At 69.5% G+C, this 12,959-nt stretch carries 15 protein-coding genes; 6 read left to right on the top strand and 9 right to left on the bottom strand.

Annotation, left to right across the window (positions count from 1 at the left end; all coding sequences use genetic code 11):
* The first annotated feature begins 56 nt into the window (after nucleotides 1-56).
* Nucleotides 57-923 (top strand): GNAT family N-acetyltransferase, encoded by an 867-nt coding sequence (locus Srubr_RS31695; RefSeq protein WP_189994878.1) that lies wholly within the window; start codon nucleotides 57-59, stop codon nucleotides 921-923.
* 71 nt (nucleotides 924-994) lie between these two features.
* Here Srubr_RS31695 and Srubr_RS31690 read toward each other — a convergent pair whose 3' ends face one another.
* Nucleotides 995-1,414 (bottom strand): GlcG/HbpS family heme-binding protein, encoded by a 420-nt coding sequence (locus tag Srubr_RS31690; protein ID WP_189994881.1) that lies wholly within the window; start codon nucleotides 1,412-1,414, stop codon nucleotides 995-997.
* Between the two features lie 113 nt (nucleotides 1,415-1,527).
* Nucleotides 1,528-2,736 carry an MFS transporter gene (locus Srubr_RS31685; protein ID WP_189994883.1) on the bottom strand — a complete coding sequence of 403 codons (1,209 nt, stop codon included), beginning with the start codon at nucleotides 2,734-2,736 and terminating at the stop codon, nucleotides 1,528-1,530.
* 141 nt (nucleotides 2,737-2,877) lie between these two features.
* On the opposite strand from Srubr_RS31685, the gene Srubr_RS31680 reads away from it, so the two are divergent.
* On the top strand, nucleotides 2,878-3,336 hold the full coding sequence (locus Srubr_RS31680; RefSeq protein WP_189994885.1) for a MarR family winged helix-turn-helix transcriptional regulator: 459 nt from the start codon (nucleotides 2,878-2,880) through the stop codon (nucleotides 3,334-3,336).
* Nucleotides 3,337-3,345: 9 nt separating this feature from the next.
* Complete coding sequence (locus Srubr_RS31675) at nucleotides 3,346-3,798, top strand: GNAT family N-acetyltransferase (protein WP_189994887.1); 453 nt, start codon at nucleotides 3,346-3,348, stop codon at nucleotides 3,796-3,798.
* A gap of 70 nt (nucleotides 3,799-3,868) precedes the next feature.
* Here Srubr_RS31675 and Srubr_RS31670 read toward each other — a convergent pair whose 3' ends face one another.
* The 3 genes from Srubr_RS31670 to dnaB all read right to left on the bottom strand — a co-directional run bounded on the left by Srubr_RS31670 (nucleotide 3,869) and on the right by dnaB (nucleotide 7,352).
* Complete coding sequence (locus Srubr_RS31670; RefSeq protein ID WP_189994888.1) at nucleotides 3,869-5,254, bottom strand: serine hydrolase domain-containing protein; 1,386 nt, start codon at nucleotides 5,252-5,254, stop codon at nucleotides 3,869-3,871.
* A 105-nt stretch (nucleotides 5,255-5,359) separates the two neighbouring features.
* A complete protein-coding gene (locus tag Srubr_RS31665; RefSeq protein ID WP_189994891.1) occupies nucleotides 5,360-5,788 on the bottom strand; it encodes a VOC family protein in 429 nt (142 codons plus the stop codon).
* An 85-nt stretch (nucleotides 5,789-5,873) separates the two neighbouring features.
* Nucleotides 5,874-7,352 (bottom strand): replicative DNA helicase, encoded by a 1,479-nt coding sequence (gene dnaB, locus Srubr_RS31660; protein ID WP_189994892.1) that lies wholly within the window; start codon nucleotides 7,350-7,352, stop codon nucleotides 5,874-5,876.
* 482 nt (nucleotides 7,353-7,834) lie between these two features.
* On the opposite strand from dnaB, the gene Srubr_RS31655 reads away from it, so the two are divergent.
* A complete protein-coding gene (locus Srubr_RS31655) occupies nucleotides 7,835-9,172 on the top strand; it encodes an MATE family efflux transporter (RefSeq protein ID WP_189994895.1) in 1,338 nt (445 codons plus the stop codon).
* A gap of 149 nt (nucleotides 9,173-9,321) precedes the next feature.
* Here Srubr_RS31655 and rplI read toward each other — a convergent pair whose 3' ends face one another.
* The 4 genes from rplI to rpsF form a co-directional block, all read right to left on the bottom strand.
* Complete coding sequence (gene rplI, locus Srubr_RS31650; RefSeq protein WP_030938854.1) at nucleotides 9,322-9,768, bottom strand: 50S ribosomal protein L9; 447 nt, start codon at nucleotides 9,766-9,768, stop codon at nucleotides 9,322-9,324.
* An 18-nt stretch (nucleotides 9,769-9,786) separates the two neighbouring features.
* On the bottom strand, nucleotides 9,787-10,023 hold the full coding sequence (gene rpsR, locus Srubr_RS31645; protein ID WP_003949403.1) for a 30S ribosomal protein S18: 237 nt from the start codon (nucleotides 10,021-10,023) through the stop codon (nucleotides 9,787-9,789).
* Between the two features lie 81 nt (nucleotides 10,024-10,104).
* On the bottom strand, nucleotides 10,105-10,680 hold the full coding sequence (locus Srubr_RS31640; protein ID WP_189994897.1) for a single-stranded DNA-binding protein: 576 nt from the start codon (nucleotides 10,678-10,680) through the stop codon (nucleotides 10,105-10,107).
* Nucleotides 10,681-10,760: 80 nt separating this feature from the next.
* Nucleotides 10,761-11,051, bottom strand: a complete 291-nt coding sequence (rpsF, locus tag Srubr_RS31635) for a 30S ribosomal protein S6 (RefSeq protein WP_014673750.1) — start codon at nucleotides 11,049-11,051, stop codon at nucleotides 10,761-10,763.
* Between the two features lie 274 nt (nucleotides 11,052-11,325).
* Here rpsF and Srubr_RS31630 point away from each other — a divergent pair, with 274 nt between their 5' ends.
* Together Srubr_RS31630 and Srubr_RS31625 are read left to right on the top strand one after the other, a co-directional pair.
* A complete protein-coding gene (locus Srubr_RS31630; protein WP_189994899.1) occupies nucleotides 11,326-11,640 on the top strand; it encodes a hypothetical protein in 315 nt (104 codons plus the stop codon).
* 118 nt (nucleotides 11,641-11,758) lie between these two features.
* Nucleotides 11,759-12,877, top strand: coding sequence for a lipid II:glycine glycyltransferase FemX (locus Srubr_RS31625; protein WP_189994904.1), 1,119 nt, complete (start codon nucleotides 11,759-11,761; stop codon nucleotides 12,875-12,877).
* Nucleotides 12,878-12,959 lie beyond the last annotated feature (82 nt).

Below are 12,959 nucleotides of genomic sequence, written 5' to 3'. Positions count from 1 at the left end.
GCGTCTGCATCGAAACAGGTGGACGGCAGGGGCGCCGTTCGGACAGCCTGACCTGCGTGCCAACTCCTTCCCTCGCCCATCTGCCCATCCGCCGTCTGACGCTTCGCGATCTCACCGCCTGCGCCGACCTGTCCGAAGACCGGGGGTGGCCACGCGAGGAACACAAGTGGGGCTTCCTCCTCACCGCCGGGAAGGGATACGGCATCGACGACCCCGAGGGCGGCCTGGTCGCCGCGTGCGTCGTCACGGAGTACGGCGGGTGGGGGCGGCCGGATCTCGGCGCCATCGGCATGGTCCTGGTGGCCGAGCGCCATGCCCGTCAAGGGGTCGGCCGCCGTTTGATGCGGCACGTCGTCTCGGTCATGGGAACCACCCCGCTGACCCTGCACGCCACCCCCAACGGGCGTCCCCTCTACGAGGAGCTGGGCTTCAAGGTGACGGGCCGGGCCGAGATGCTGAGGGGCCGCTTCACTCCCGGCGGCCCGGAGTCCGCGGTCGTCACGCGTGCCGCCACCGCGGAGGACCTCCCGGCGATCGTGCGCCTCGACGAGGAGGTGTTCGGCACCGATCGCACGCCTCTCATCACCCGGTTGCCCGCCTTCGCCGATCAGCTGCGGGTCGCCGAGGAGGCCGGCCGGCTCATCGGCTACACCGCCGCGTGGCCCAACATGGACACCCATGTCGTCGGCCCGCTGATCGCCCGGGACACGGAGACCGCCAAGGCGCTCATCACCTCGCTGGCGGCCCGTACCGAGCGCCCCCTGCGCACCGACATCGACGTGCGCCACGAGGAGCTGCTGACCTGGGCCAAGGAGCGGGGGCTGGCCTCCGTGGCCTTCAACTCGGTGATGACCTACGGCATCCCGGACCTGCCAGGGGACTGGACCCGGCGGTTCGCACCCCTGACCGTCGCCGCGGGCTGACCCGCGTAGGGACGTGCGCCGGCCCCGCCGCCCGGGGCGGCGGGGCCGGCGTCGCGAGGTCGGCTACCGGGTCAGGCGAGCGCCTCCACGGCCGCGGTGGCGAACCCGTGGTCCTGCTCCGGCGCACCGCCGCCGACGCCGATGGCGCCGATCAGCCGGCCGTCCCGGCGGATGGGGACACCGCCCGCGATGAACAGCAGGGGCCGGTCGAGAGCGGTGGGCAGGGTGTGGAAGAGGCCGCCGGGCTGGACGGCGTCGACGAGGTCGGCGGTGGGCGCGTTCAGCTGGAGGGCCGTGTACGCCTTGCGGGTGCTGGTCTCGCCGGAGATCAGCACGGCCCGGTCGTCCCGGCGGAAGGCGAGCAGGTGGCCACCGGCGTCCAGGACGGTGACGCTGACGGTGACTCCGGCGTCCTCTGCCGCCCGGCGGGCCGTGGCGACGAGCAGTTCGGCGTCCTCGATGGTGAGCGGGGCGACGGCGGTGGTGCTCATGGAGCTGTCTCCTTGGATGGTGCTTGGGGTTGGTGCTTGGCCGTACCGGGACGCAGGCCCGGTACGGACGTCTGTGGGGTCGCGGGGAGTGAGGCGTCCGGAGTGCGGGCGGCTCAGTGGTGGACGGTGGTCCGCCGCTCGGCCGGCGTCCCGGAGGCGATCACGGTGCCGGGCGTACCGTCCCGGCGCTCCAGGGCGGCCGAGAGGAAGGCGAGGAGCAGCGCGGCGGCGGCGAGGACGGCACCGACCCAGTTGGGGGACGTGTAGCCGAAGCCGGCCGCGATCACGACACCGCCGAGCCAGGCGGACAGGGCGTTGCCCAAGTTGAAGGCGCCGATGTTCACGGCGGACGCGAGCGTCGGAGCGCCGTGCGCCTGGTCGAGGACGCGCTTCTGCAGCGGCGGCACGGTGGCGAAGCCCAGGGCGCCGATCAGTGCGATGGTCACCGCCGCCGCGATCTTGTTGTGGGCGGTGAGCGTGAAGAGCGCCAGGACGACGGCCAGGGCGCCCAGGGAGATGTACAGCATCGGCATCAGGGCGCGGTCGGCGAACTTGCCGCCGACGAGATTGCCGCCGACCATGCCGAGGCCGAACAGGACCAGCAGCCAGGTGACCGATCCGTCGGAGAATCCGGCGATGTGGGTCATCATCGGCGCGATGTAGGTGATGGCCGCGAAGACACCGCCGAAACCGAGAACGGTCATCGCCATGGCGAGCAGCACCTGGGCGTTCTTGAAGGCGGCCAGTTCGTGGCGCAGCCGCACGCCCTCCGGGCGGGGCAGCTCGGGAACGAGCTTGGCGATACCGGCGAGACCGACGACGCCGAGCGCGGCGACGATGCCGAAGGTGACGCGCCAGCCGACGCTCTGCCCGATGAGCGTGCCCAGCGGTACGCCGACGACATTGGCGACGGTCAGGCCGGTGAACATCATGGCGATGGCTCCGGCCTTCTTCTCCGGTGCGACCAGTTCGGCGGCGACGACCGAGCCGATGCCGAAGAAGGCACCGTGGGCGAGGGAGGCGATCACCCGTCCGAGGAGCATGATCGCGAAAGCCGGGGCCACCGCGGAGAGCAGGTTGCCGGCGATGAAGAGGCCCATCAGCAGCATCAGCATGCGCTTGCGCGGGACCTTGGTGCCGAGCACGGTCATGATCGGCGCGCCGATGACGACGCCGAGGGCGTAGCCGGTCACGAGCAGGCCCGCCGTGGGGATGGAGACCCCGAAGTCGCTCGCGACCTCGGGCAGCAGTCCCATGATCACGAACTCGGTCGTTCCGATTCCGAAGGCCCCGATCGCGAGGGCCAGAAGCGCGAGAGGCATGTGGGGGTACACCTTCCCAGAAGATTGCAAGAGCGCTTAGCTTGCGCCCACAATAGTTGCAGACGCTGGCTAATTGCAAACGCCGACTATTGCGTCAGTGCTCTACCCTTGTGGGAGCCGCTCCGGACGGAGGAAACGCCAATGACAGCGACGGACCCAGCGCTCACCGCCCTCGCCCAGGGCTGGTGCGCCCTATCTGCGCTGCACGGAAGGATCGAGGCGCACATCGAACGCGCCCTGCAGGCCAAGCACGATCTGAGCGTGCGCGAGTACTCGCTGCTGGACGTGCTCAGCAGGCAGCACGCCGGCGAAGGCGGACATCTGCAGATGAAGCAGGTCGCCGACGCGGTCGTACTCAGCCAGAGCGCCACCACCCGCCTGGTGAGCCGGCTGGAGGACCGCGGCCTGCTGGAGCGCTACCTCTGCCCCACCGACCGCCGAGGCATCTACACCAACGTCACCCCGGCGGGCCTGCGCCTGCTGGAAGAGGCGCGGCCCACCAATGACGCCGCCCTGCGTGAGGCCCTGGACGACGCCGCGAAGGTCCCCGAACTGGCTCCGCTGGTCCGGGTGGTGGAGTCGCTGAACGTGTCCGCATAGGGTGCGCGCATGGGAGATCTTGAGATACGCGCCGCGACCGCCGACGACCTTCCGGCGATCGTCGCGATGCTCGCTGATGATCCGCTCGGCGCCCAGCGCGAGTCACCGGACGACCTGACGCCCTACCGGACCGCGCTGGCACGCCTCGCCGCCGATCCGAACCAGCACCTGGTCGTCGCCGTGCGCGAAGACCGTGTCATCGGCACCTTGCAACTCACGATCATCCCCGGACTCTCCCACCGGGGAGCCACCCGCGCGCTCATCGAGGCCGTGCGCATCCACGCCGACGAACGGGGCAGTGGGCTCGGCAGCAGGCTGATCGAGTGGGCGATCGACACCTCCCGGCGGCTCGACTGCCGGATGGTGCAGCTGACGTCCGACAAGACCCGCACCGACGCCCACCGCTTCTACGAACGGCTGGGCTTCACGGCCTCGCACGAGGGCTTCAAACTGCGGCTCTGACCGCGCACCGGGGCGCCGCCACGGTCAAAGGGGTGTGTTTCACGTGAAACACACCCCGGTCGGCCGAGGGTCAGCCGATGCCCCGCCACCCCTGCGCGTCCACGCCTCCGGGCACCGCGGCCTCGGGGTCGTACGGCTGCCGAGTGAACACAAACGAGCCGAGGTCGAGATGGCTCAGGGAGCCGTCCAGGCGCCGCACGGGCCGCAGCAGTTCACCGGCGTAGTAGCCCTCCAGCCCGGTCCAGGTACCGTCCCCGTTCCCGCGGAAGCGGGCCCTGCGGCCTCCCCCGGTCAGCGGCGCCAGGAGGAGCAGCCCGTCGGCGGTCGCGCGCAGGCCGAAGGCGTGCGTCCCCCAGTACCACTGCCCCACCAGTTCCAGCACCGCCGGATCGACCTCGCGCAGCGGCCGCCAGGGCTCGGGGATGCGGGGTTCCGCCTCGGCGACGATCCGCACCAGGTCCGCCGCCACCGCACCCGGCAGCGGACCGCTGGTGCAGTTGGTGAGCACCACCGCGGCGACATCGTCCGCGACGCTGATGGTGAGACTTGCCAGGAAGCCCGGCAGCGAACCGGAATGCCCGACGAGCAACCGGCCGTTCCGGTGCTGGATCTGCAGCCCGAGGCCGTACGTGATCCCGTCCACCACGTCCGCGCTCTCAGCCGGTGCCGCGGGCCTCCGCATCTCTGCCACCGACTCCGCACCGAGGACCCGGTCGTCTCCCCGGGCCAGAAACACGGCGAACCGCGCCAGATCCCCGGTGGTCGACCAGAGCTGACCGGCCGGCGCCATCCGGCCCAGGTCCTCCAGCGGCTCGGGCAGCAGCGCGTCGGCCCACGGATGCACGGCCCAGCCGCCCGCGTGCGGCGCCCGCGGTCGCGTACTCGTCCGGTGCAGACCGAGCGGCTCCAGGATCTCCGCGCGCAGCACCTCCTCCCAAGGGGCGCCGCGCACCTCCTCCACCAGGGCACCGAGCAGGGCATAACCCGGGTTGGAGTAGTGGTGCCGCCGTCCGGCGGGATGCAGCAGGGGCTGCTCGCCCAGCACATCGCTCAGCTCGGGCCGCAGCGAACCGGGCGTGCGCTCCCACCAGGGCGCGGGCGATTCTGCCGCCAGCCCCGCCGTGTGGGCGAGCAACTCCGCGATGGTCGCCTCCCCCACGCCGGTGCCCGGCAGATGCTTCTCCAGCGGATCACCGAGGTCGAGCAGGCCCTCGTCACGCAGCCGCAGCACCAGCACGGCGGTGAAGGTCTTGGTGATGGACCCGATCCGGTACTGCACCGTCTCGTCCGGTCCGTGTCCGTCCACCGAGGTCCGTGCCCCGTGCCACACGGCCCGTCCGTCCCGCACGACGGCGGCCACCAGCGACGGAGCCCGCCCCTCGGTCTGCGCGACGGCGATCCGGTGCAGCAGCGCACGCCGGGTGCCCGGCAGCAGCGATTCCTGATGTGTCGTCATGGGCCCAGTCCACCCCGTGCCGACGGCGGCCGTCGAATCATTGATCCGTGCCGGGCCGCCGTGGCGCCTCCTGCCGTCGTACGGCTCGTCGCGTTCGCGGGCCGCTCAGTCCAGGCAGAACTCGTTGCCCTCGATGTCCTGCATCACGATGCAGGAATCATGGCCGTCGTACAGCAGTCGCTGGCGCACCGCCCCGAGCGGGACCAGTCGCGCGCACTCCGCTTCGAGCGCGGCCAGGCGCTCTTCACCGACGAGCCCGGTGCCGACCCGTACGCACAGGTGCACCCGGTTCTTGACGACCTTGCCTTCGGGAACGCGCTGGAAGAACAGTCGCGGCCCCACGCCGGAGGGATCGACGCAGGCGTACCGCGAACCCTGGACCTCGGGCGGAAGCGAGCGGTCGAATTCGTCCCAGCTGGTGAAACCCTCCGGGGGCGGCGGCACGACGTACCCCAGCACCTCACACCAGAAACGAGCGAGCCGCTCCGGTTCCGCGCAGTCGAAGGTGACCTGGAACTGCTTGATCGACACCATCGGGCCACCATAGTGGCGTGCACGGTGTGCCGGAACCCTGGAGCGTCATCGCCGCCGGGCCGAGACCTCGCACGTCACGAGGACGTCAGGTCTGGGCCATGTCCACGAAGCGGGAGTAGTGGCCCTGGAAGGCGACCGTGATGGTGGCCGTGGGGCCGTTTCGGTGCTTGGCGACGATCAGGTCCGCCTCGCCCGCGCGCGGGGACTCCTTCTCGTAGGCGTCCTCGCGGTGGAGCAGGATGACCATGTCGGCGTCCTGCTCGATGGAACCGGACTCACGCAGGTCGGAGACCATCGGCTTCTTGTCGGTGCGCTGCTCGGGGCCACGGTTGAGCTGGGAGAGCGCGATGACCGGGATCTCCAGCTCCTTGGCAAGCAGCTTGAGGTTACGGGACATGTCCGAGACCTCCTGCTGACGGCTCTCGGCGCGCTTGGAGCCGCCGGACTGCATCAGCTGGAGGTAGTCGATGACGACGAGCTTCAGGTCGTTGCGCTGCTTCAGGCGCCGGCACTTGGCCCGGATCTCCATCATCGACAGATTCGGGGAGTCGTCGATGTAGAGCGGCGCGGCCGACACGTCCGGCATCCGGCGGGCGAGACGCGTCCAGTCCTCGTCCGTCATCGTGCCGGACCGCATGTGGTGGAGGGCGACCCGGGCCTCGGCGGACAGCAGACGCATCGCGATCTCGTTGCGGCCCATTTCGAGCGAGAAGATCACGCTCGGCAGGTTGTGCTTGATGGACGCGGCCCGGGCGAAGTCCAGCGCAAGCGTCGACTTGCCCATGGCGGGACGGGCGGCGATGACGATCATCTGCCCGGGGTGGAGGCCGTTCGTGAGGGAGTCGAAGTCGGTGAACCCGGTGGGCACGCCCGTCATCTCGCCGCTGCGCGAGCCGATCGCCTCGATCTCGTCGAGGGCGCCCTCCATGATGTCGCCGAGCGGGAGGTAGTCCTCACTGGTGCGCTGCTCGGTGACGGCGTAGATCTCGGCCTGGGCGCGGTTGACGATCTCGTCCACGTCACCGTCGGCCGCGTAACCCATCTGTGTGATGCGCGTACCGGCTTCGACCAGGCGGCGCAGGACGGCCCGCTCGTGGACGATCTCCGCGTAGTACTCGGCGTTGGCCGCCGTCGGGACGGTCTGGACGAGGCTGTGCAGATACGCGGCGCCGCCGACCTTGTTGATCTCGCCGCGCTTGGTCAGCTCGGCGGCGATGGTGATCGGGTCCGCCGGCTCACCCTTGGCGTAGACGTCCAGGATGGCCTGGTAGATCGTCTCGTGCGCGGGCTTGTAGAAGTCGTGGCCCTTGAGGATCTCCACGACGTCGGCGATGGCGTCCTTGGACAGCAGCATGCCGCCCAGCACGGACTGCTCGGCATCCAGATCCTGCGGCGGCACCCGCTCGAAGGAGGAGGCTCCGCCGTCCCAGCCGCCGGACTCACGGCCACGGTCGTGCTGCTCGTCCCGGCCCCGGCCGCCGTCACCCCGCCGACGGGAGGCCGGCAGACGATCACTGGGTCCGCTGTCGGCCCACGGATCGTCCAAGGGCTCGGAAATGCTCACCGAGCCACCTCCTCCCGTCCGCACGGCGGACCTCGCCGTGGCCTCTTTTGTACGCCACGACACTGACAAATCGAGAAGCCCGACTCCGGTTCTCGCGCGTCGGATTTGTGACCGTTCCCAGGCCGGAAGAGGGTCTCTCGCCGGGCCGTGGGAAGGAGCGGGCGCCGCACCACGGTAGGCCCGTCGGCACCGTCAGCCAATCTGGTTATCCACAGGCCATGTGGACGACGGGCCCGATGCTGTGGAGAACTCGCCGAAACCTGTGCACGACCCGGTGGACAGCCCTGTGAACAAGCCCTCGATCTTCCCGGCATCACGTCCCTGACCTGGGCGTTTACGATCCACCGGCTGTGCAGAAGAAAAACTTCCCCGGTCGGGCCAAGATCGCTTCGAACGGTACCCGAAACAACACCGCCCGAGACGAGAGGTAAGGAGCAATAGACAGTTGCATCACTTACCTGTGGACGATTAGATTGATGCGCATGACAGAGGCTCCTGACATACCCAAGGCCACCCGGCGGCGGCACGACCGAGAAATCGTCGCGCTGGCCGTCCCGGCCTTCGGCGCCCTCGTCGCCGAGCCTCTTTTCGTCATGGCCGACAGCGCGATCGTCGGCCACCTCGGGACCGCCCAACTGGCCGGCCTCGGCGTCGCCTCGGCGCTCCTGACCACCGCCGTGAGCGTGTTCGTCTTCCTCGCCTACGCCACCACCGCCGCGGTGGCCCGTCGCGTGGGCGCCGGCGATCTCCCCGCGGCGCTCCGACAGGGCATGGACGGCATCTGGCTGGCGCTGCTGCTCGGCATCGCCGTCATCGCCGTATTCCTGCCGCTGGCCCCCGGTATCGTCGACCTCTTCGGCGCCTCGTCCACCGCGGCCCCCTACGCCACAACCTATCTGCGCGTCTCCGCGCTGGGCATCCCCCCGATGCTCGTCGTCCTGGCCGCGACCGGCGTACTGCGCGGCCTGCACGACACCAGGACCCCGCTCTACGTCGCCGTCGCCGGCTTCGTCACCAACGCCGCCCTCAACGCCGTACTGGTCTACGGCGCCGGACTCGGCATCGCCGGCTCGGCGTGGGGCACGGTCATCGCGCAGTGCGGCATGGCCGCCGTCTATCTGACGGTGGTCGTCCGCGGGGCCCGTCGGCACGGCGCCTCCCTGCGGCCCGACGCCGCCGGAATCCGTGCCTCGGCGCAGGCCGGCGTACCCCTCCTGGTCCGTACGCTCTCCCTGCGGGCGATGACCATGATCGCCACGGCGGTCGCGGCCCGCCTCGGGGACGCCGACATCGCCGCGCACCAGATCGTCCTCTCCCTGTGGAGCCTGCTGTCCTTCGCGCTCGACGCCATAGCGATCGCGGGGCAGGCCATCATCGGGCGCTACCTGGGCGCTGAGGACGCACAGGGAGCCCGTCAGGCCTGTCGTCGCATGGTCCAGTGGGGCATCGCGACCGGTGTCGTCCTGGGCGTGCTCGTGGTGGTAGCGCGTCCGCTCTTCCTGCCGCTGTTCACCGGTGACTCCGGGGTGAAGGACGCCGCGCTGCCGGCCCTGCTGCTCGTGGCGCTCGCACAGCCCGTCTGCGGAATCGTCTTCATCCTGGACGGTGTCCTGATGGGCGCGGGAGACGGTCCCTATCTGGCCGGGGCCATGGTTCTCACCCTGGCGATATTCGCGCCGGTGGCCCTGCTGGTGCCCACGCTCGGCGGCGGCCTCACCGCGGTCTGGGCGGCGATGGCCCTGATGATGACGGTCCGCATGCTGACGCTGTGGCTGCGCACCCGCTCGGGCCGCTGGATCGTGACGGGCGCTACCCGCTGACTGATCCGCACGGCTTCCTTCCGTTTCACGTGAAACATGCCGCGGTGACCACCCCTGACCCGGGACGCACGGTCATGCGAAAGGGGCCGCACCCTTCACGGATGCGGCCCCTCTCAAGGGCTCAAGCGAGCACTGCGATCACGCGGCGATCAGGCCGCGACGACCTCGATGTTGACCTTGGCGGCAACCTCGGGGTGCAGACGCACGGACGTCTCGTGGGCGCCCAGGGTCTTGATCGGAGCACCGAGCTCGATGCGGCGCTTGTCGACCTCGGGGCCACCGGAGGCCTTGATCGCGGACGCGATGTCGGCCGGGGTGACGGAACCGAAGAGACGGCCGGCGTCGCCGGAGCGGACGGCCAGGCGGACCTTGACGCCCTCGAGCTGGGCCTTGACCTGGTTGGCCTGCTCGATGGTCTGGATCTCGTGGATCTTACGGGCGCGGCGGATCTGCTCGACGTCCTTCTCGCCACCCTTGGTCCAGCGGATGGCGAACTTCCGCGGGATCAGGTAGTTGCGAGCGTAACCGTCCTTGACGTCGACGACGTCGCCCGCGGCACCGAGGCCGGAGACCTCGTGGGTGAGGATGATCTTCATGAGTCGGTCACCCTTCCCTTATCGCGCGGTGGAGGTGTAGGGCAGCAGCGCCATCTCACGGCTGTTCTTGACGGCCGTGGCGACGTCACGCTGGTGCTGCGTGCAGTTGCCGGTCACGCGGCGGGCACGGATCTTGCCGCGGTCGGAAATGAACTTCCGCAGCATGTTCGTGTCCTTGTAGTCCACGTACGTGACCTTGTCCTTGCAGAAAGCGCAGACCTTCTTCTTCGGCTTGCGCACAGGCGGCTTCGCCATGGTGTTTCTCCTGTGTGATCAAGAAGTGGGGGTACGACCCGCCCTCGGCCCGGACCGGCCCGGAAGGCCTGGCCCGAAGGCTTAGAAGGGGGGTTCGTCCGAGTAGCCGCCACCGCCGCCGGAGCCGCCGCCCCAGCCGCCGCCACCCTGGTTGCCACCGGCGGGAGCACCGCCGGTCGCCCACGGGTCCTCGGCCGGAGCGCCGCCCTGACCGCCACCGGGGCCACCGCCCCAGCCGCCGCCCTGGCCGCCACCGCCGCCGTAACCGCCCTGGCCACCGCGGCCACCGCCACCGGCGGTCTTGGTGACCTTGGCCGTGGCGTTACGCAGGCTGGGGCCGACCTCGTCGACGTCCAGCTCGTAGACCGTGCGCTTGACGCCCTCGCGGTCCTCATAGGACCGCTGCTTCAGCCGGCCCTGCACGATGACGCGCATGCCTCGCTGGAGCGACTCGGCGACGTTCTCCGCCGCCTGGCGCCAGACCGAGCAGGTCAGGAAGAGGCTCTCGCCGTCCTTCCACTCGTTCGTCTGGCGGTCGAAGGTGCGGGGAGTGGACGCGACGCGGAACTTCGCGACCGCCGCACCGGACGGGGTGAAGCGCAGCTCGGGGTCGTCGACAAGATTGCCGATGACCGTGATGACGGTCTCGCCTGCCATGGGGGAACCTCTCGGCGGGTTTGCTGCTCTGGCTGCTTGGTTGCTGCTACTCGAATCCCGGGATCAGCTGAGCGCGGGGCTCAGTGGGTCTCGGGACGGAGGACCTTGGTCCGGAGGACCGACTCGTTCAGGTTCATCTGGCGGTCGAGCTCCTTGACGACCGCAGGCTCGGCCTGCAGGTCGATGACCGAGTAGATGCCCTCGGGCTTCTTCTTGATCTCGTAGGCGAGACGACGACGGCCCCAGGTGTCGACCTTCTCAACCTTGCCGCCGCCGTCACGGACGACGGACAGGAAGTTCTCGATCAGCGGGGAGACAGCGCGCTCCTCGAGATCGGGGTCGAGGATGACCATCACCTCGTAGTGACGCATGTGGAACCCACCTCCTTTGGACTCAGCGGCCACGGTCGTTCCGTGGCAGGAGGGTTGTGATGCGTACGCAACGGTATCGGCCGCCACTGACAATCGGGGTTCCCTCAGGGGAGCCGGTCGGTGTGACCTGGAAAGGTCTGGGCAGACACCAGTGCAGACGGTACAGACTACCCGCACACCCGCTTCCGGTTGAAATCCGGCCGCCGGGCCGGACAATCTGTACACAACGGGTGCGTACGGCGCTACGATGCGCCGCCTTCCGCAGGAGGTGCCCATGGCACAGGCATTGCAACCCAACACCGCCGGTTCCCTCTTCGCCACGGACGGCAAGCCTCATCCGCTGCAGGACGCCCTGATGGCGGTGACGCTCGTCCTGGGCGTGCTGTCCTTCATCACCGCCTTCTTCCACGGCCTCCACCTGCTGACCTCGTGGGCGGGCCTGGTGGCGCTGTGCACCGGCGCGTACGGCCAGTGGATCTCGGTGACCACGCGGGAGCGGTTCGGCCTCATCCTGGGACTCGGTGCCGCGGGGGTCGGCTTCCTGATCGGCATGGCGCACGGTGGTCTGTTCGGCGGTGTCGTCGGCTGACTTCCCGGCCTCCAGGCCCGTATGCCCAGTCGGGGCGCTCGCGAGGCGCAGTAGGCTTCGGCGCGAGAGCCGGAGCCCCTGAACCCATGGGGACACACCAGCCCGAGGAGCGCCCCGAATGAGCCTGACCCTGAGGACCATCAGTCGCGAGCAGCATCTGGCCTTCATCCAGAGCCTGCCGGCGGCGAGCCACATGCAGGTCCCGGCCTGGGCCGATGTCAAGGCGGAGTGGCGCTCGGAGAACCTCGGCTGGTTCGACAAGAGCGGTCACCTGGTCGGCGTCGGTCTGGTCCTCTACCGCCAGCTGCCGAAGATCAAGCGTTACCTCGCCTATCTGCCCGAGGGCCCGGTCATCAACTGGTACGCCCCGAACCTGGACGACTGGATCCAGCCGATGCTGGCGCACCTGAAGCAGCAGGGTGCCTTCTCCGTGAAGATGGGCCCGCCGGTGATCATCCGCCGCTGGAACGCCGACACGATCAAGCGGGGCATCCAGGACCCGGACGTCAAGCGGCTGCGCGACATCCAGGCCGACTACATCGAGCCGCGTGCCTTCGAGGTGTCCGACAAGCTGCGCCGCATGGGCTGGCAGCAGGGCGAGGACGGCGGCGCCGGCTTCGGTGACGTGCAGCCCCGGTACGTCTACCAGGTGCCGCTGGCCAACCGCTCCCTGGAAGAGGTCCACAAGAACTTCAACCAGCTGTGGCGCCGCAACATCAAGAAGGCGGAGAAGGCGGGCGTCGAGGTCGTCCAGGGCGGCTACCAGGACCTGCCCGAGTGGCAGCGGCTGTACGAGATCACGGCCGTCCGTGACAAGTTCCGGCCGCGCCCGCTGTCGTACTTCCAGCGCATGTGGACCGCCCTCAACACCGAGGACCCCAACCGCATGCGGCTGTACTTCGCGCGCCACAACGGCGTGAACCTCTCCGCGGCGACGATGCTGATCGTCGGCGGGCACGTGTGGTACTCCTACGGCGCCTCCGACAACATCGGACGCGAGGTCCGGCCGTCGAACGCGATGCAGTGGCGGATGCTGCGCGACGCCTACGCGATGGGCGCCACCGTCTACGACCTGCGCGGTATCTCCGACTCCCTGGACGAGACCGACCACCTCTTCGGCCTGATCCAGTTCAAGGTGGGTACCGGCGGTCAGGCGGCCGAGTACCTCGGCGAATGGGACTTCCCGCTGAACAAGCTGCTCCACAAGGCGCTCGACATCTACATGTCGCGCCGCTGAGCCGCCGGCGTTTGATTCCATAGCCTTCACAGCTCTTCCCTCTCTGATCCACCCCAGCCACGAGAAAGGTCCCGGGTCCGGC

The organism is Streptomyces rubradiris (assembly GCF_016860525.1).
Lineage (GTDB): Bacteria > Actinomycetota > Actinomycetes > Streptomycetales > Streptomycetaceae > Streptomyces > Streptomyces rubradiris.
This window is presented reverse-complemented; position numbering and strand designations above follow the sequence as displayed.

What these genes read in the sequence shown, in the direction of transcription:
- Srubr_RS31690 (WP_189994881.1), bottom strand. Translation starts at nt 1,414, where the DNA reads ATGAGCACCACCGCCGTCGCCCCGCTCACCATCGAGGACGCCGAACTG.
- Srubr_RS31685 (WP_189994883.1), bottom strand. Translation starts at nt 2,736, where the DNA reads ATGCCTCTCGCGCTTCTGGCCCTCGCGATCGGGGCCTTCGGAATCGGA.
- Srubr_RS31680 (WP_189994885.1), top strand. Translation starts at nt 2,878, where the DNA reads ATGACAGCGACGGACCCAGCGCTCACCGCCCTCGCCCAGGGCTGGTGC.
- Srubr_RS31675 (WP_189994887.1), top strand. Translation starts at nt 3,346, where the DNA reads ATGGGAGATCTTGAGATACGCGCCGCGACCGCCGACGACCTTCCGGCG.
- Srubr_RS31670 (WP_189994888.1), bottom strand. Translation starts at nt 5,254, where the DNA reads ATGACGACACATCAGGAATCGCTGCTGCCGGGCACCCGGCGTGCGCTG.
- Srubr_RS31665 (WP_189994891.1), bottom strand. Translation starts at nt 5,788, where the DNA reads ATGGTGTCGATCAAGCAGTTCCAGGTCACCTTCGACTGCGCGGAACCG.
- Srubr_RS31655 (WP_189994895.1), top strand. Translation starts at nt 7,835, where the DNA reads ATGACAGAGGCTCCTGACATACCCAAGGCCACCCGGCGGCGGCACGAC.
- rplI (WP_030938854.1), bottom strand. Translation starts at nt 9,768, where the DNA reads ATGAAGATCATCCTCACCCACGAGGTCTCCGGCCTCGGTGCCGCGGGC.
- rpsR (WP_003949403.1), bottom strand. Translation starts at nt 10,023, where the DNA reads ATGGCGAAGCCGCCTGTGCGCAAGCCGAAGAAGAAGGTCTGCGCTTTC.
- Srubr_RS31640 (WP_189994897.1), bottom strand. Translation starts at nt 10,680, where the DNA reads ATGGCAGGCGAGACCGTCATCACGGTCATCGGCAATCTTGTCGACGAC.
- rpsF (WP_014673750.1), bottom strand. Translation starts at nt 11,051, where the DNA reads ATGCGTCACTACGAGGTGATGGTCATCCTCGACCCCGATCTCGAGGAG.
- Srubr_RS31630 (WP_189994899.1), top strand. Translation starts at nt 11,326, where the DNA reads ATGGCACAGGCATTGCAACCCAACACCGCCGGTTCCCTCTTCGCCACG.
- Srubr_RS31625 (WP_189994904.1), top strand. Translation starts at nt 11,759, where the DNA reads ATGAGCCTGACCCTGAGGACCATCAGTCGCGAGCAGCATCTGGCCTTC.